Raw genomic sequence first — 17,334 nt, 5'->3', positions numbered from 1 at the left:
GCTTGGCGGGAGAGTCCTCATGCCGCATGGCCGGGGGGTGCTCCGCCGCCCGGCACCAGCACGTCAAACAGCTTCGCCAATGAGGCTGCCATGGCATCTGCGGACCAGCGCCGGCACACATCCACGCAATCATAGTCAAACATGTGGGGTTGCCGGGCCAGGTCCGCGATCCATGTGGCCATGCCATCAATGTCGGCATACTCGCAGGCGCGCCCCATGCCGTTCTCCTCCACGATGCGGCTCAACATTGCCACACGCTCGCCCACCACAAGGACCGGGTTGGCGGTTACGGCATAGTCGAAGAACTTGGACATGATGCCGATGCGGCCCAGCGGATCGTCGTGCAGCAACGCAACAACCGCGTCGGCGTTCGACATTTCCTGCATGGATTGGGCGTGGGACATTGGGCCCACCACATCCACGAGGTGCGTGGCGTCGAGGGTCTGTGCGGCGCTGCCCGCAATCGCCGAGTCGGCGCCGATGAAGCGCAGGACGATGGGACGCTCCGTCAGGGCTTGCGCCCGCTTCGCCGCGGCAATTAACGGCGCGGGATTGCGCGCGCCACCGTAGAGTTCCCCGGCATGGACAAGCACGAAGGGGCGCGATGCGGCAGAGGCCTGCCTGTCCCGGCGCGACTGCTTGGCCGCTTCCAGCACCTTGGCGTCGAACTCCGCGCCGTTGGGGATGGAGTGAATGGGGCGGCCGGGGTAGCGCGACCGGAAATATTCGGCAAAGGCCTCGGAGACGACGACAGTTGCGTCGGCCCGTGCGACGATAAAGGCTTCCAGCCTTGCAAGCAGCCAGCGCTTCATGGCGGGCGTCTTGTCTCCGCGGGCAAGCCAGCTTGCCGGATCGCGGAATTCTGCAACCCATTTCGCACCCGTGGCGCGGGCGATACCCATGGCGGCGATGTGCGCCGAGAGGGCAGGCGATGTGGAATGCACGACCTGCGGTGCGATCTGCCGTGCCCAGGGCCGCGCCTTGCGCAGCTTCAGGGCCCAAAGGATCGTCCGGTCCGGAAAGATCAGGTGTTCTGCCATGCGGCGCAACAGGCTGCGCTTGCCCGGCGCGCGCGACACGGCGGCCTTGCCTGCGACGACCGCAAGCGGATCGTCGATGCGCAACAGGCGGGAAGGATCACCCGCCAACGGGTCCGCTGCACCGCTGGATCGGAGGGCCACGGCCTGTCCCACCGTCACCACGCTGCACCGCCACCCCAGGGCCGGTAGCCGCGCCAGCAGGCGGGTCAGGCGCACCGCTCCCGGTGAGGAAGACGGCGGATAGGCATAGGAGACAAGAACGACCTCGCGGGTCCGCGCTGGCGTATCAGGACTCATGCGTTGACCCTGACTTGGAAGGGTCGGGCTGCCGTACGATCACCGCCGGGTTCCCGGCAAAGACCGAACGCTCCGGCACCACTCCGCGCACGACTGCATTGGCCGCAATCACGGCGCCGTCGCCAATCACCGTGCCCGGGAGAATGATGGCACCGGTTCCAATCCAGACGGAATTGCCGATCACGATCGGCTTTGCCTCACCGCGCGTGTTGATGCGGTTCGCAGGATCGTTGAGGCTGAGGGCATGCGCATTGCCGTCAAAAATCTGCGCGTTTGCCGCAATCAGACAGTTGTCACCGATCGTGATTCTGTCCTGGGCGTGAATGGCACTGCCATGGATACGGCAGTTCCTGCCGATAATGATCTTCGCACCGGCCACGTCTGCCATCAGCTTGCAGGGAGCAAACATGTTGAGGTGATAGCCGTAATTGCGGGAGTTGATGACCGTTGAGTCGCCAATCGCAATTTCGCCGCCGTTGCGGCAATCGACAATGGCCCATCCGCGAAACCGTACGCCGGGCGCACACCGGACGGCGGGGCTCAGGGAGAGCCGGCCTCGCATGGAAATCTGGGAAACAAGCAGCACCGCCCTTTCCCAATAGTGTCGCACCTGCATGAACCTCTCTCCGCGGCGGCACACAAAGGCATGATCTGGCATCCCATTTCAATGCCGCCTTGTGCTCGAGTTACAGTCGCCGGGATTGCAGAAAATACAAAAAGTTGCAATAAGTTACCGCAAATCACTTAGCGCCCGCAGGGCCCCGAAATGAAATACTTTCTTGCCCTTTTGCTGCTGGCCTACTTCGTGCTGTCTGGTTACCCGGGCATGGTCCTCCGAGGACTGGATGGTGTGAGATGAGTCTGGTGACGCTGCGCCGCGTCCAATTCACAGCCGAGTATTTCTTCTTCCTGTGTTTCCTCGCGGTCGCGCTGACCCCGGGGCACTTTCAACCCCCCCGGCCGGCCCCCCCTCCGTCGCCTCCGGTCTCACTGGCGCTTCTCAATCTCGTCCTCAACAATCCGCAAATCACAATACAAGATGTGGTCGGGTTTTTTGTCGTCGGTTCTGCGGTACTTGCCGTCGCGGGACTTGTGCAGTTCTTCTTCCTTCCCAATTTGTTTGTAGACAAACCTGGCGGTGCCGTCACGGGGACCTTCCGCAACACAGGGCAGGCGGGCGCTTATTTTGGCGTGGCGCTTGCGGTGGCAATTCCCGCTTTGATGTCAGGACTGATCAAGCGCAACACATTGAACATTGTTTCCATCGCGCTGCTGGTCACGGCCCTCCTGTTCACCTTCAAACGGGCGGCTCTCATCGGCTTCACCATCGGCATCGGCCTCTTCGCCTTGCGCTTGGCATTTGTAGGCTCCGCGCGCGACAGGAAGATCGCAGTCGGCTTCATCTTCCTCTGTCTGATCGCAGGCCCGCTGCTCTACTATCTTTTCCAATACAGCATCGAGCATGTGGAATCGATGCGCTGGCGCTTTGAATACAAGTTCCGCGAGGATGCCATCGAGGACTTCAGCGAAGGATTCTTCGGCGACAACCTCGCAGCGACGTTCCGGGCGCTGAACGAGCATCCGCTGCTGGGCGCGGGTCTTGGCAACATCATCGGGCAATACACGACGAAATACGAGATCCACAGCACCTACCTGTCGGTCCTTGCCAACACAGGCGTTTTCGGCTTCGGATTTTATGCGGTTTTCATGGCTGTGTGGATTTTTCATCTCATGAAGTCTGCCGGAAAGGCCAGCATCGAGGCGCGGTTCCTTTCCTACTTCCTGCCCTTCCTTGTGGGGTTGGGCGTTTCGTGGATGTATACGTATCATCTGCGCAAGCGTGAATTCTGGATTCTCTTCGTGATTTCCATCGCCTGCCGGCTCATCATCGAACGGAAGAACGTGCTGCAGTCGCGCCCCTTGCCTGTGCGGCGCCAACGAGATGTGCCGTCCGGCACTCCCGCCATGGAGCCATGGATCACCGGTTACTCAGACCTTGGTGGCCGGAGATGAATTCTGTCGTGATTGTTGCCTCGCTGGCAGAGTCCGTCAGCAATTTTCGCGCACCGCTGGTGCGGCGGATGGTGCAGCAGGGGCTTTCGGTCACGGCCGTTGCGCCTGATCTCGACTCCTCCAGCCGAAGCGCCATCGCGGGGCTGGGTGCCCGGGCCGAACTTGTGCGCTTCGCCCGCACCGGCATGAATCCCCTCAAGGACCTGCTGGGCATTGTCGCCCTGTACCGGTTCTTCAAGCGCGAGAAGCCCCGGTACATTCTGGCCTACACGGCCAAGCCGGTGAATTACGGATTGCTCGCCGCCCGTTTGGCCGGCGTCCCGACGCGGTCGGTGATGATCACGGGTCTCGGCTACGCTTTCACGGACGGTAGCGAAGCGCGGCGCAAGGTTGCCCGCCTGGCCGCGCGGTTTCTCTATGGCCTGTCACTGCCGCGGGCCACGTCCATCATCTTCCAGAACCCGGACGACGTAGCCTTGTTCCGGGAGCAAGGCCTTCTCGCCGCGACGTCGCCTGTTCATCTCGTCAATGGATCGGGGGTGGATTGCAGCCAGTTCGCTGTGTCGCCCCTGCCGGAGCGCCCGCATTTCCTGATGATCGCACGCCTGCTCAAGGACAAGGGGGTGCGCGAATACGCCAAGGCCGCGGCGGAGCTGCGCGCGCAGGTTCCAGGCGCGACCACGTCTCTGGTCGGCTGGATTGATGAATCCCCCAACTCCATCACCCGCGACGAGCTTGATGGCTGGTGCGCAGAAGGTCTCAATTTCCTCGGGCGCTTGTCCGATGTCCGTCCGGCCATTGCCCAGGCCTCCGTTGTCGTCCTGCCGTCCTACCGGGAAGGCACGCCGCGCTCGGTGCTGGAAGGCATGGCCATGGGGCGGGCCATCATCACCACCGACGCCCCCGGCTGCCGTGAAACGGTGGAGCATGGCGTGAACGGATTGCTGGTGCCGCCGCGGGACGCCACGGCCCTGGCGCAGGCCATGATTGCGCTGGCGCGCGAGCCGGCGCGGGTTTCGGCCATGGGCCAACAATCCCGCCGGATCGCCGAAGAAAAATACGATGCGGATGCGGTGGCCTTGGATACGCTGCGCAAGGCGGGTATTCTTCCGGCGCCATGATGAAACGGCTGTTCGACATTGTCATTTCCGCCGCTGGGCTGGTTCTGCTCAGTCCGCTGCTGCTGGTGCTTGCGCTTCTCGTCCGCCACAATCTTGGCCGTCCCGTCCTGTTTTCGCAGGTCAGGCCCGGGCTTCGGGGCCGGCCGTTCCGCATGTACAAGTTTCGCACCATGCTGAACGCCGCAGGCCCAGATGGTGCACCACTGGCCGACGCGCGGCGGCTCACGCCCTTTGGTATGCGCATGCGTGCCGCCAGCCTCGACGAGTTGCCGGAACTGTGGAATGTGCTGAAGGGCGACATGAGTCTGGTGGGGCCGCGACCGCTGCTCATGGAATATCTGCCGCTCTACTCGCCGCAGCAAGCCCGCCGCCATGAGGTGCGCCCGGGTATCACAGGTTGGGCGCAGGTGAATGGCCGCAACGCGCTTTCCTGGGAAGAGAAGTTCGCCCTCGATGTGTGGTATGTCGACAATCGCAGCATGACTCTGGATTTCAGGATTTTGTGGAAGACGTTGATGGCGGTTGTGTCGCGCAAGGGCATCAGCAATGAAGGTCATGCCACCATGCCGCCCTTCACCGGCGGAAACGAGGTTGTGGAATGACCCCTTCGCAGACGCTGTTCATCCTGGGTGCGGGGGGGCATGGCCGCGTGGTCGCGGAAATCGCTGAAGCCACCGGTTGGGATGATGTCCGTTTTCTGGACAACCGCTGGCCCGGCGTTGACGCCAACTTGCATTGGCCCGTGGTGGGCCGCGGAATGGAAGCGTTGCCCCGAGGAGCACGTGTGTTTGTGGCCATCGGTCATTGCGGCAAGCGGATGGATCTTTTGCAGCAGGTATCAGCGCAGGGACACATTGTTCCGCTCCTCATCCATCCCACTGCCTTCGTTTCGCGCCACGCCACGCTGGAGGCCGGGACTGTTGTCATGCCGCAGGCCGCGATCAATGCGGGGGCTGTGCTGGGACGTGGCGTGATTGTGAACACGGGCGCCACGGTTGACCACGATTGCCGGATCGGCGATGGCGTGCACATTTCGCCCGGTGTGCATCTCGCGGGCGGTGTGTCGGTGGGCGAAGGCACGTGGATCGGCATCGGTGCGGTGGTGCGGGAGGGAATACAGATCGGTGCGAATGCCATGGTTGGTGCGGGCGCTGCCGTTGTGTCACATGTCCCGGATGGCGCGCGTGTGGTTGGCGTGCCCGCCAGAGAGGTTCGTTGAATGTTGAATACCGGTTTTTCCCCGTGGCCCAGTTTCACCCAGGAAGAGGCAGATGCTGTCTCTCAGGTGCTTCTGTCGAACCGCGTGAACCAGTGGACGGGCGATCAGGTGAAGTCGTTCCAGTCCGAGTTTGCAGCCTGGTGCGGGGTGCCACATGCGATTGCGCTTGCCAACGGCACGCTGGCGCTGGACCTGTGCTGGAAGGTCCTTGGCATCGGGGCGGGAGACGAAGTCATCGTCACACCACGGACGTTCATGGCGTCGGCATCGTCGATCGCCACGGCGGGCGCCACGCCCATCTTTGCGGATGTTGATCCTGACACGCAGAATATCACGCCGGAGACGGCGGCGCGCGTGATCACGCCGCGCACGAAGGCGATCTGTCTCGTGCACCTTGCGGGCTGGCCCTGCGACATGGACGGGTTTCGTGATCTCGCCAAGGCCCGTAATCTTCTGCTTGTGGAAGATTGCGCCCAGGCCCACGGCGCGGCGTGGCGCGGCACACCCGTGGGCTCACAATCCGACATGGCAGCCTGGTCGTTCTGCCAGGACAAGATCATGACCACAGGCGGCGAAGGCGGCATGGTCACGCTGGCCAACAAGGAGAGGTGGCTCAGGGGCTGGTCCTACAAGGACCACGGCAAGGACTGGGACGCCATGTTCAACCGCGAACATCCGCCCGGCCCACGGCTGGTCCATGAAACCATCGGCACCAATTGGCGGATGCTCGAAATGCAGGCTGTCATTGGCCGCATCCAGCTCAAGCGCATGCCGCAGTGGCATGCGGCGCGCCAACGCAATGCATCCGCCATCTTCGACGCCGCCGCGAATTTCTCGGCCGTGCGCGTTCCGGAGATTCCCGCCCATGTCACTCACGGATTTTACCGCGCCTACATTTTTGCAAGGTCGGAGGCGCTGAAGGATGGCTGGAGCCGGGACCGCATGATCTCGGAACTGAATGAACGGGGCATTCCCGTCTATCATGGGTCGGCTTCGGAGATCTATCTGGAGAAGGCTTTCGACAACACGTCGAGCCGCCCGGCCACGCGGCTGCCCATCGCCCGCAAGTTGGGCGAGACCAGCATCATGTTCCTCGTGCACCCCACATTGACGGAAGCCGAGATCAGCCGTACGTGCAGCGCGTTGCAGGATGTCCTGCGGCTGGCGCAACGCTAACGCACGGCACGGGGGAACGCGCCATGACGGTGAAACAGTACCAGTATACCGGCGGCCTCTGGCTGGTGACCGGCGTGGCGGGGTTCATTGGCTCCAACATCGTGGAGAAGCTGCTGCGCGACGGCCAGCGCGTCCGAGCACTGGACAATTTCGCCACCGGTTTCCGCAAGAACATCGAAGCCGTGCGTGTTGCCGTCGGAGCGGAAGCGGCGGAAAGATTTGAATTCATCGAGGGTGATATCAGGAACCGTGACACCTGCACAGCCGCGATGAAAGGTGTGTCGCATGTCCTGCACCAGGCCGGGCTTGGTTCGGTGCCGCGGTCGCTCGCCGATCCCATCACCACGAACGAGGTGAACGTCGGGGGCTTCCTCAATGTCATGGATGCGGCACGGCGGGAGAAGACGCGAAGCTTCGTCTATGCGGCGTCGAGTTCGACCTATGGTGACGAGCCCAACCTTCCCAAGATCGAGCATCGCATCGGTGAACCGCTGTCTCCCTATGCGGTGAGCAAGCTGGTGAACGAGATCTATGCGCGGAACTACAAGCGGAGCTTCGGCTTCCGCGCCACGGGTTTGCGATACTTCAATGTCTTCGGTCCGCGCCAGGATCCGGACGGAGCCTATGCGGCAGTGATCCCGAAGTGGACCGCCGCCATGATTGCCGACCACGACATCACCATCAACGGTGACGGCAAGACCAGCCGGGACTTCTGCTACGTTGATAATGCCGTGCAGGCGAACATCCTCGCCTCGCTGGCGCCCGAAGAGGCGCAGGGCGAAGTGTACAATGTTGCGGTGGGGCACCGCACCACGCTGAACGAGCTTTTCATGATGCTGCGGGATGAACTGTCCCGCTTGCAGGTTCACTACCGGCGCGATCCGGTCCATGCCGAATTCCGCGCCGGCGATGTCCGCCACTCGCAGGCCGACATTTCCAAGGCCCGCGACATGCTGGGCTATGACCCACAGTTCGATGTGAAGGCGGGCCTTGAAAAGGCGATGCCATGGTATGTGGCGCAATCGCGGCCGTGAGGACGGAAGAACGAGGGGGATGAGAATGTCTGAAAAAATCGCAGTGATTGGCCTCGGCTATGTGGGCCTTCCCGTGGCCGTGGCGCTCGCCAAGGCCTTCCCGGCGACTGTGGGGTTCGATATTTCGAAGCGCCGCATCGACACGTTGCAGAAGGGCGAAGACTGGACGGGCGAGATTGACACGGGGACATTGCAGTCTTGCGGGCTGCGCGTCTCCGGAAATCCCGACGATCTGGCAGGCGCCACTTTCTTCATCATCACCGTGCCGACGCCCATCGACCGGGAGCGGCGGCCCGATCTCAGCCCGCTGGAAGGGGCCTGTTCTTTCGTCGGGCCAGCGCTGCGCAAGGGCGCTGTCGTGGTTTTCGAATCAACCGTCTATCCGGGCGTGACGGAGGACTTCTGCGGCCCGCTGCTGGAGAAGTATTCCGGCCTCGTGTGCGGACGCGACTTTGCCCTCGGATATTCACCCGAGCGCATCAACCCCGGCGACAAGCAGCACCGGCTTGAAACCATCACCAAGATCGTTTCTGCAGACAGTGCGGAGACGCTGGAGCGGGTGAAGGCTGTCTATGGTGCCGTGGTGAAGGCTGGCCTTCATGTGGCGCCGTCCATCAAGGTTGCCGAAGCGGCGAAGGTCCTGGAGAACACGCAGCGCGACATCAACATCGCACTGATGAATGAACTCGCCATCATTCTGGACCGGATGGGCGTGCGCACGAGAGACGTGCTTGAGGCCGCCGGGACGAAATGGAACTTCCTGAAGTTTGCGCCGGGTCTGGTGGGCGGCCACTGCATCGGCGTTGATCCTTATTACCTGACCTCCTGCGCGGAGGCGCTGGGCTATCACCCGCAGGTCATCCTCGCGGGACGTCGACTCAACGATGACATGGGTCGTTTTGTTGCGGCAAAGCTGATCAAACTTCTGGTGCAGGCCAAGAAGCCTGTGAGCGGCGCGCGTGTCGGTGTGCTCGGCCTCACCTTCAAGGAAGACGTGCCAGACCTGCGCAATTCGAAGGTGCCGGACATCATCGCGGAATTGAAGGAATTTGGAATCACGCCCATCATCCACGACCCCATGGCGGATGCCCATGCGGCGCAGGAGGAATACGGTCTCTCGCTGTCGCCCCTGGAGTCATTTGTCGATCTCGACGCCGTCGTATTGGCCGTCGGTCACAGCAGCTACGTCAAGGCGCTGCCCTGCATGATGGCCATGCTGACGCCCGGCGGCATATTTGCCGATGTGAAGTCGATCTTCGGTCCGGGGAAGATGCCGCCGCGCGTCACCTATTGGAGCCTCTAGGCCTCAGAACAGCGCTTCCACGGCTTTCCGTTCTGCCTCCGTCATGTGCAGTCCGGTCTTGGTGCGGCGGTAGAGTATATCCTCCGCCGACACGGCCCATTCGTGGCGGCGCAGGTAGTTGACTTCTGCGGTGTAAAGCGTGTCGCCGAGATGCTGGCCGAGGCCGCTGAGGGCCGTCGCATCGCCGATGATCTTTTCGGACAGGGTGCCGTAGAGGCGGACATAGTGGCGGGCCACCGCAGCGGGCAGCCAGGGATGGCGGGCCGTCAGGTCCTTCAGGTAGCCCGCAAATCCACCCGCGCCCAGGCCGCCACCGGGCAGTGCTCCGCCGGAGGTCCAGTCGGCACCCATGGCCGGAAATGTGGGTCTCAGTTTCTGCAGGGCATGTTCGGCAAGCTTGCGGTAAGTGGTGATCTTGCCGCCGAAGACGGAAAGCAGCGGCGGCGCACCTTCCACATCGAAGACATAGTCGCGCGTGACGGCCGAGGGGTTGGCTGCGTTGTCGTCGTAGAGCGGGCGCACGCCGGAGAACGATGTTTCCACATCGCTCCGCTTCAATTGCACCTTGCTGTAGCGGTTCACTGCCTTGAGCAGATATTCGATTTCGTCTTCACCGATAGTCACGTCTTCGGCGCGGCCTTCGTAGGGAATGTCGGTCGTTCCGATCAGCGCCTTGTTGCCTTCATAGGGATTGACGAAAATCACGCGCTTGTCGTGGTTCTGGAACAGATAGGCATTCTGCCCTTCCCAGAACTTCTTCACGATGATGTGGCTGCCTTTGACGAGACGCACACGGCGGGCGGAATTGGCTCCCACGACGCCGTTGATGACATTCTCCACCCAGGGGCCGGCGGCATTGACGAGGGCCTTGGCCGTGACCTTGAATGTTTCGCCGTCGCGTCCTGTGAGTTCCACTTCCCACAGGCCATTCACGCGGCGGGCCTTTGTTGCGGCGGTGCGGGTGAGAATCCGCGCGCCCTTGGCCTGGGCATCGAGTGCGTTCAACACCACGAGACGCGCGTCATCCACCCAGCAGTCCGAGTATTCGAAAGCCAGTGTGTAGTCGTCCTTGATGGCCTTGCCTTCAGGGTCGCGCCGCAGGTCGATGCGGCGGCAGCCTGGCAATTGCTCGCGGCCCCCGAGGTGGTCGTAGAGGAAAAGGCCGAGGCGTACGAGCCAGGCCGGGCGCTGTTCGGGGGAATGGGGCAGCACGAAGCGCATGGGCCAGACAATGTGGGGGGCCGCGCGCAGCAGCACCTCGCGCTCGATCAGCGCTTCGCGCACCAAGCGGAATTCATAATACTCAAGATAACGCAAACCGCCGTGGATCAGCTTGCCGGAGCGCGACGAGGTGCCTTCCGCGAGGTCGCCCTTCTCACACAAAAGCACCGAAAGACCGCGGCCCGCGGCGTCGCGGGCGATGCCTGCGCCATTGATGCCGCCACCCACCACGACAAGGTCGACTTTGCCCAGGTCTTTCATGATGACTCCATCAGCAGCGGTTCAGCGGCCCCTCGCCGGCGAAATAGCGGCGTACTTCCTCGGCTGCGAGGCCTGCGGCATAGCGCACTGTCTTCACTGACGCACCGGCAATATGCGGTGTCAGTGTCACATTGGGCAATTGCAGCAGAGGCGAATCCGGAGGCACCGGCTCCACCGAGAATGTCTCAAGCATGGCGCCCCGGAGATGGCCGGATTTCATGACCTCGTAGAGCGCATCATAATCCATGAGGGGACCTCGCGCCGTGTTCACCAGCGTGGCATCCTTCTTCATGCGGCGCAGGGTCTCGGCATTCATCATGCGCGTGGTTTCAGGCGTCACGCGCGGATGCAGCGACAGCACGTCGGATTCTTCCACGATGCGGTCAAAAGAACACTGGATCACGCCATCGCGCAGGTCGTCGGCGGAAAGCTGTACGTAAGGGTCACTCACCAGAATGCGGCAACCGAAGGCCTTGAGGAATTTCACCACGCGGCGGCCCACTTCGCCGTAGCCGACAAGGCCGACTGTCATCTCTGAGAGTTCGCGGCCCGTGACATCGGCGCGGTAGAGTTCGCCCCGGTATTCACCACGGCGCAGGCCCTCGTGGCCGCGGGTGATGTTACGGGTCTCGGCGAGGATGGCGCCGATGGTGAATTCGGCCACGGCGGAGGCGTTGCGGCCGGGCGTATTGACGACGGTGATGCCGCGTTCGCGTGCCGCTTTCATGTCGATGTTGACGGGACCGCCCCGCGACACGGCCACGAACTTCAAATTCGGCAGTCGCTCCATGATGGAGGCCGAGAGTGGCGCGAGGTGGGTGACAAGGATTTCGGCATCGCCGGTGAGCTTCACCACCTCGTCGGCCGAGCCCATGTATTCCTTGAGGCCATCCATGCCCTTCACTTCGTAGCCGTGTTCCATGGGCTGGTCGGGCCAGGGGAGGTCGTGGGTGGAAATGTCGAGATCGGTGAGCTTGCAATGCTCATGCAGCGCATCCACGAACATGGAGGAGAGCATGAAGCGGTCGCCGATCACGGCAATCTTGCGGGGCGCTGGTTTTGTCATGTGTGGGTTCCATCAGTGCCCATGCGCCGTGCCGCAGCGAGGCCACGCCACACAGGGCGCATGGCTTTGCGGGCGTCGACATAGGCTTCAAAGGCTGCGTCGTAGGGTTTGCTCCAGGCCTGTTCCGGGTCGGTCGTGGCCGTGAGATGGGGTTCAACCCAGACGGCGGCGGCTTCGGTCATGCCGGGATAGAGTTTCTGCTGCACGGCGGCAATCATGGCGGCACCTGCAGCGCCCGCTTCCTCACGGGTGGCGCTGCGGATGCGGGACTTGAGGATGCTGGCGAGAATCTTGCGCATGGCGGTGGATCGTGCCGCGCCGCCGGTGATGCGGATTTCACCGGGCACCGGGCCCATGGCGGAATAACAATCGCGGGCGGCATACCCCAGCCCTTCAAACACGGCGCGCATCATGCCGAAATAGTCCGAGGTCGTGTCGAGACCATTGAACATGGCGCGGGCAGCGGGTTCGAGGAATGGTCCGCGCTCACCGGCCTTGGAGATGTAGGGGTGGTACAGGAGGGCAGCGGGGTTTCGCGCCAGCACTTGCGCGTCCATGCCCTTCAGCAGGTCGCCGCGCGATTTGGTGATGCCGTGTTCGTGCAGCAGGCCGCGCCCCAGGTCGAGCAGCCAGTCGATGTTGAGCGTGGAGGCCATGTTGGACTGGATCTGCGCCACCATGCCGGGGGCGGGGAACACCATGGTGTAGCCGGACTTTTCGGCATTCAGCTTCACCTTGCGGACATCGGGCTGCAGGCGCATGTGCATGCCCGTGGAGCCAACGATGGTACAGCCCGTCTGGCCACTGGGATCGTAGAGTCCGCCGCCCAGTCCGGTGCACAGCACATCCACATAGCCGAGGCAGATGGGTGTTCCGGCGCGCAGCCCGGTGAGGCGGGCCGCCTCGGCGCTGAGCCCGTGACTGACCTTGGTGCCATCGACCATGGGCGGCACCAGGCGCTTCAGATGGCTGACGCCGAGCTTGTCCATGATGTCGAGCTGATAGGCGTGGGTGGCGTAGTTGCCGAAGGTGAAGTTGCCTTCCGAAAGGTCGGTGCAGCGCTCGCCCGTGAGCTTGAAATAGATCCAGTCCTTGCAGTGCAGGCAGTGCGTGGCGGTTTCGAGCACGGAGGCGCGATGACGGCTCATCCACGCCAGTTGCACGCTCATCTGGCAGGCGTTCACGCCTGTACCGGTGCGGGCATAGTGGGCGTCGTAGTCCGGCGTTGTGGTGAACTCCTCCACCTCTTTGGTGGCGCGGGCATCCAGCCAGAGCCAAGCGGGTGCAACGGGCTCGCCCTTTGCATCAATCAGCCAGATGCCATCGCCTTGTCCGGTGACGGAGATGGCGACAAGCCGTTCCGCCAGATCGGGAATGACCTCGGTGAGCTGCTTCAGGGTCCTGGCGGCATCAGTCCAGGTGCGGGCCATGTCCTGTTCGGCGCCGCCATCGGCCAGCGTCTGGTAGGCATTGGGAATGGCCGCCGCGGCCAACTGCCGGCCGTCGGTGGTAAAGGCCACCGACTTGATGACGGAGGTGCCGGCATCAATTCCGATCAGCACAGGCTCCTTCATGCCAGAACGCCTCCGTGGGCAACGGCGGACTGACTGTCGCGGTTGAAGATATGAAGATCGCCGGAGGCCACGGAGAGCGACAGGTCGCTGCCCGGCTTTTCGCGGATGCGCTCGTGCGCCACGGAAACGACGGTGCGCCCACCCACTTCAATCGCCACATGGGTCTGGTCGCCCAGCCACTGGCAGGAGACAACCTTGCCGGTGATCGGACCCTTGCCCGCATGCAGCGCGTAGGGGCGGATGCCAAGTGTCACCTTGGGATTTTGTGAGAGTTGCTTCAGAAGGGCCGCCGAAAATTCGGACGCGGGATAGCTGAGCACCGTGCCACCATCCACATGGAACGTGACCGTCTTGGCATTGCTCTCAACGGTGGCGTCGAAGATGTTCATGGGCGGCTCGCCGATGAAGGTGCCGGTGAAAAGGTTCGCGGGCCTTGCCTTCAGTTCGGCTGGGGAGGCGAATTGCTGAAGCACGCCGCCTTCCATCACGGCGATGCGGTCGGCCAGCGCATTGGCTTCCGTCTGGTCGTGGGTGACGAGGATGGTGGTGCAGGTGTGTTCGCGGAGATAATGCTTGATGCGCCCGCGCAGGACGGCGCGCAATTGCGGCTCCAGTTGTCCCATGGGCTCGTCGAGCAGATAGAGTCCCGCCTGGCGCACGAGGGCGCGGCCCAGGCTGGCGCGCTGCTGCTGGCCGCCGGACACGCTGGACGGATACTTGTTCAGGATGCCGTCGATCTCCAGCATCTCGGCCATGGCCTTGACGCGGGCCTGCTGCTGGGCGGCGGGCATCTTCGCGGCCTTCAGGGCGAAGGCGATGTTGTCGCCGATGGTCAGCGGCGGGTAGAGCGAATAGGCCTCGAAGGCCATGGCGACGCCGCGCTGCGAGGGTGGCAGCGTGTGGATGGGTTTTCCGCCGAGCGTGATCGTGCCGTTCGAGACATCCTCGAAGCCGGCGATCATGCGGAGCGTCGAGGTCTTGCCGCAACCCGATGAACCGAGCAGGGCAACGATCTCACCGGACTTCACCGTGAGATTGAAGTCCTTCACGGCATGCACGGCCTTCTTCTTGGTGCGGTAGATCTTGTCCACCGCGTTGAGAACGAGCTCAGCCATGGAGACGTTCTCCCGTTGCCTTGTCAAAGAGATGGGAGCCCTCGGCGGCGAAGGCGAGATGGACGGTACTCCCGGGCTCTGGCACCTTGGCGGTGGAGGGCAGTGATGCCAGCAGTTCCCATCCGCCTTCCGCCGTCAGGAGCAGCACCACGCGCTCGTTGAGCGGCGTCACGGCCATCACTTCGGCTGTTATGCCAGACGCCGCCAGGGACACGGCCTCGGGCCGCACACCGAAGGTCACGGGCTTTCCGGCATGGCCTTTGTAGTCTCTGGCGATGGAGAGGGGTTTCCCTGCAACATTGACCGATGCGCCGTCTGTGGCAATTGCCGTGTCCAGCGTATTGATGGAGGGATCGCCGAAGAGGCGCGCCACGCCCAGTGTCGCCGGGCGCAGGTAGATGTCTTCGGGCGTGGCGATCTGCACGAACTTGCCGCCGGCCAGCACGGCGATCCGGTCAGCCAGCGCCATCGCTTCCTTGTAGTCCTGTGTCACATAGAGGACCGTGGCGCCGGACTGGCGCAACAGGCGCGGCAATTCCAATCGCATCTCGAAGCGCAGCTTGGCATCGACGTTGCGCAGCGGATCATCAAGCAGGAGGATGCGGGGTTCGGCGGCGAGCGCGCGGGCCAGTGCAGTGCGCTGCTTCTGCCCGTTCGACAGTTCGCGCGGCGCATGGCCGAGAACGTGATCGATCTTGAGGAGCTTCGCGGCCTTGGCGACCCCTGCCGCCACCTTGTCTTCGGTCGCATGCATGGCGCGCAAGGGGCTGGCGATGTTTTCCGCCGCGGACATGTGCGGGAAGAGCGCGAAATTCTGGAAGGCCATGCCCACGCCCCGGTGTTCAGGCGCAATGTCGGCGGCGTCTTCTCCGGCGATGGAGATGGTCCCGGCCGTGGGTTCCTCCACGCCGGCGATGAGGCGGAGCAGGATGGTCTTGCCCGTGCCCGAGCCGCCGAAAATGACCACGATCTCGCCCGTCTCGGCGTCGAGGTCGAGTTTGTCGAAGACGGTGAAGGTGCCGAATGATTTCGACAGTGATTTGAGGGAGAGCTGGCTCATCCTTTGACGGCTCCGAGGGAAAGGCCTTCCACGAGGTAGCGCTGGGCAAACATCGCAAGCACGAAGGTGGGGACGATGGAGAAGATGATGGCCGCTGCAATCTGGCCGTACTGGATGCCGGAAGCGGTGACGAAGGCGAGCGCGCCCACGGTCACCGGCTGCTTGTCGGCGGAGGCGAGCACGAGGGCGAAGACGAAGTTGTTCCAGGCGAAGATGAAGGCCAGCAGGCCCGCCGCAGCAATGCCGGGCAAGGCCAGCGGAATGGAAATCTTCCGGAATGTCTGGAACCAGCTATAGCCCGCGATGCGGTGGGCGTGTTCAATGTCGGGCGACAGGTCTTCGAAGTAGCCACGCACGATCCACAGGATCAGCGGCAGGCAGATCAACTGGTAGACCCAGATCAGACCGACGTAAGTATTGGTGAGTCCGAGCGTCTTGAAATAGAGCGACAGCGGCAGCAGCACCAGAAGCGGTGGGGCAAAGCGGAACGAGAGCAGCGTGAAGGCGATGTCCTCGCCGAGGCGGAACTTGAAGCGGGCGAAGGCATAGGCAGCGGGAACGCCGAGGATCAGCGCGATCACCACCGACGCTGAAGACAGGAGCACGGAATTCCACAGGTTCTGCATGAAGTTCAGTTCAAGGGAACCGGCCGCCGTTTTCATCTGCCCTGTGACGAGCGCGATGTAGTTCTCGAAGGTGGGGGTGAACACCACCGAAGGGGGAATGCGCAGGATCGATTCATTCGTCTGGAAGCTCATGAGGACGATCCAGACGATAGGGAACATGAAGAAGATCACGACCAGCGTGATGAGCACGCCGCGGATCAGTTTTTCGAGTGTTGAAGTGTGGTCCATGGCTCAGGCGTTCCCGTGTGCTTTCTCGCGCAGTTTCAGCCACTGCTTGATGAAGACGTTGGAGAGGGCATAGGTGATGGCCCAGAGGATGATCATGAGGGCGGCGGAGCGGCCCACATTGGTGGACTGGAAGAAGTCGAGGTAGGCCTGCACCTGGAAGACCAGCAGCTTGTCGCCGGGTCCGCCCTGAGTCATGGCGTAGATGATGTCGAACTGCTGGATGGAGTCGAGCAGCCGGAACAGCGTCGCCGTGAGGATGTAGGGCATCAGCATGGGGAGCGTGATGCGGAAGAACACGAAGCTTCGCGGCACGCCATCCAGCGCTGCGGCTTCAAATGGCGCAGGCGGCAATGAGCGCAGGCCTGCGAGCAGCAGGATCATCATGAAGGGCGTATAGACCCACACGTCCACCAGCGTGACGGTGAAGAGGGCCGTCGCCGGGTCCGAGCCCCATTTCATGTCGGGGAAACCGAGCAGCGAGACGAAGTAGCTGAGAATGCCGAAATTCGGGTTGGTCATCAGCTTCCACATCAGGGCTGCCAGTGCTGGCGCCGTCATCAGGGGAAGCAGGAGGAGAATGGAAAGGAAATTGTTGAGGCGCGAGCGCTTCTGCAGGAGGAGCGCGATCGCCAGTCCCAGCAGCAATTCCAGGCCGACTGTGAGCCCCGCATAGACCAGCGAAATCTTCAGGGTGTTCCAGAATTTGGGGTCCGTGAAGAAGTTGATGTAGTTCTGGAACCAGATGAAGCCCTTCATGGCGGGCAGGTTCAGGCGGTAGCGCAGCAGCGAATAATAGACCGCCGTGAGGAACGGGATGAGGATGCCGATGCACATCAGGAGCGCCGGCAGGCTGAGCAGGTAAGGCAGGGCCTTGCGGGCAAAGCGGCTTTGCCTTGCGGGGGCGGTTGGCTGGACGGTCGAGGTCATGAACCCAGTCTTTCCCATCACGCGGGTGAGAGTCAAAGGCAGGAACGGGGCCG

The 17,334-nt window shown here is 62.7% G+C and carries 16 protein-coding genes; 7 read left to right on the top strand and 9 right to left on the bottom strand.

Features of this window, described 5'->3' with window-relative positions; all coding sequences use genetic code 11:
- Positions 1-17 precede the first annotated feature (17 nt).
- Positions 18-1,337 (bottom strand): glycosyltransferase family 4 protein, encoded by a 1,320-nt coding sequence (locus tag IPM06_02810; protein ID MBK8769343.1) that lies wholly within the window; start codon positions 1,335-1,337, stop codon positions 18-20.
- Positions 1,327-1,698, bottom strand: coding sequence for an acyltransferase (locus IPM06_02805; GenBank protein MBK8769342.1), 372 nt, complete (start codon positions 1,696-1,698; stop codon positions 1,327-1,329). Before IPM06_02805 ends, IPM06_02810 begins: the two co-directional genes overlap by 11 nt.
- 680 nt (positions 1,699-2,378) lie before the next feature.
- Here IPM06_02805 and IPM06_02800 point away from each other — a divergent pair.
- From IPM06_02800 to IPM06_02770, 7 genes are read left to right on the top strand one after another with little or no spacing between them, the layout of a single operon-like run.
- Positions 2,379-3,350: an O-antigen ligase family protein gene (locus IPM06_02800; protein ID MBK8769341.1), complete on the top strand. Its 972-nt coding sequence runs from the start codon at positions 2,379-2,381 to the stop codon at positions 3,348-3,350.
- Positions 3,347-4,471: a glycosyltransferase family 4 protein gene (locus IPM06_02795; protein ID MBK8769340.1), complete on the top strand. Its 1,125-nt coding sequence runs from the start codon at positions 3,347-3,349 to the stop codon at positions 4,469-4,471. Before IPM06_02800 ends, IPM06_02795 begins: the two co-directional genes overlap by 4 nt.
- The gene (locus IPM06_02790; GenBank protein ID MBK8769339.1) at positions 4,468-5,073 is read left to right on the top strand and encodes a sugar transferase; all 606 of its coding nucleotides are present in this window, start codon (positions 4,468-4,470) and stop codon (positions 5,071-5,073) included. The genes IPM06_02795 and IPM06_02790 overlap by 4 nt, the downstream gene beginning before the upstream one ends.
- Positions 5,070-5,690, top strand: coding sequence for an acetyltransferase (locus tag IPM06_02785; protein ID MBK8769338.1), 621 nt, complete (start codon positions 5,070-5,072; stop codon positions 5,688-5,690). The genes IPM06_02790 and IPM06_02785 overlap by 4 nt, the downstream gene beginning before the upstream one ends.
- Positions 5,691-6,866, top strand: a complete 1,176-nt coding sequence (locus IPM06_02780) for a DegT/DnrJ/EryC1/StrS aminotransferase family protein (GenBank protein ID MBK8769337.1) — start codon at positions 5,691-5,693, stop codon at positions 6,864-6,866. It begins immediately after the preceding gene.
- 23 nt (positions 6,867-6,889) lie between these two features.
- Positions 6,890-7,900: an SDR family oxidoreductase gene (locus tag IPM06_02775; protein MBK8769336.1), complete on the top strand. Its 1,011-nt coding sequence runs from the start codon at positions 6,890-6,892 to the stop codon at positions 7,898-7,900.
- A 25-nt stretch (positions 7,901-7,925) separates the two neighbouring features.
- Positions 7,926-9,203, top strand: a complete 1,278-nt coding sequence (locus IPM06_02770; protein MBK8769335.1) for a nucleotide sugar dehydrogenase — start codon at positions 7,926-7,928, stop codon at positions 9,201-9,203.
- Between the two features lie 3 nt (positions 9,204-9,206).
- Here the strand turns inward: IPM06_02770 and IPM06_02765 are convergent, their stop codons facing one another.
- From IPM06_02765 to IPM06_02735, 7 genes are read right to left on the bottom strand one after another with little or no spacing between them, the layout of a single operon-like run.
- Positions 9,207-10,685 carry a glycerol-3-phosphate dehydrogenase gene (locus IPM06_02765; protein MBK8769334.1) on the bottom strand — a complete coding sequence of 493 codons (1,479 nt, stop codon included), beginning with the start codon at positions 10,683-10,685 and terminating at the stop codon, positions 9,207-9,209.
- A gap of 10 nt (positions 10,686-10,695) precedes the next feature.
- Complete coding sequence (locus IPM06_02760; protein MBK8769333.1) at positions 10,696-11,751, bottom strand: 2-hydroxyacid dehydrogenase; 1,056 nt, start codon at positions 11,749-11,751, stop codon at positions 10,696-10,698.
- The gene (locus tag IPM06_02755; GenBank protein ID MBK8769332.1) at positions 11,748-13,325 is read right to left on the bottom strand and encodes a carbohydrate kinase; all 1,578 of its coding nucleotides are present in this window, start codon (positions 13,323-13,325) and stop codon (positions 11,748-11,750) included. The genes IPM06_02760 and IPM06_02755 overlap by 4 nt, the downstream gene beginning before the upstream one ends.
- Entirely contained in the window at positions 13,322-14,440 is a 1,119-nt protein-coding gene (locus IPM06_02750; GenBank protein ID MBK8769331.1) for an ABC transporter ATP-binding protein, read from the bottom strand. The genes IPM06_02755 and IPM06_02750 overlap by 4 nt, the downstream gene beginning before the upstream one ends.
- A complete protein-coding gene (locus tag IPM06_02745) occupies positions 14,433-15,500 on the bottom strand; it encodes an ABC transporter ATP-binding protein (protein MBK8769330.1) in 1,068 nt (355 codons plus the stop codon). Before IPM06_02745 ends, IPM06_02750 begins: the two co-directional genes overlap by 8 nt.
- Positions 15,497-16,354 carry a carbohydrate ABC transporter permease gene (locus IPM06_02740; protein MBK8769329.1) on the bottom strand — a complete coding sequence of 286 codons (858 nt, stop codon included), beginning with the start codon at positions 16,352-16,354 and terminating at the stop codon, positions 15,497-15,499. Before IPM06_02740 ends, IPM06_02745 begins: the two co-directional genes overlap by 4 nt.
- A 3-nt stretch (positions 16,355-16,357) precedes the next feature.
- Positions 16,358-17,281, bottom strand: coding sequence for a sugar ABC transporter permease (locus IPM06_02735; protein ID MBK8769328.1), 924 nt, complete (start codon positions 17,279-17,281; stop codon positions 16,358-16,360).
- Positions 17,282-17,334: the final 53 nt, after the last annotated feature.

This window comes from Hyphomicrobiales bacterium (assembly GCA_016710435.1).
Taxonomy (GTDB): domain Bacteria; phylum Pseudomonadota; class Alphaproteobacteria; order Rhizobiales; family Aestuariivirgaceae; genus Aestuariivirga.
Note: the sequence above shows the minus strand (reverse complement) of the source record. Positions and strands in the feature narration are given on the sequence as shown.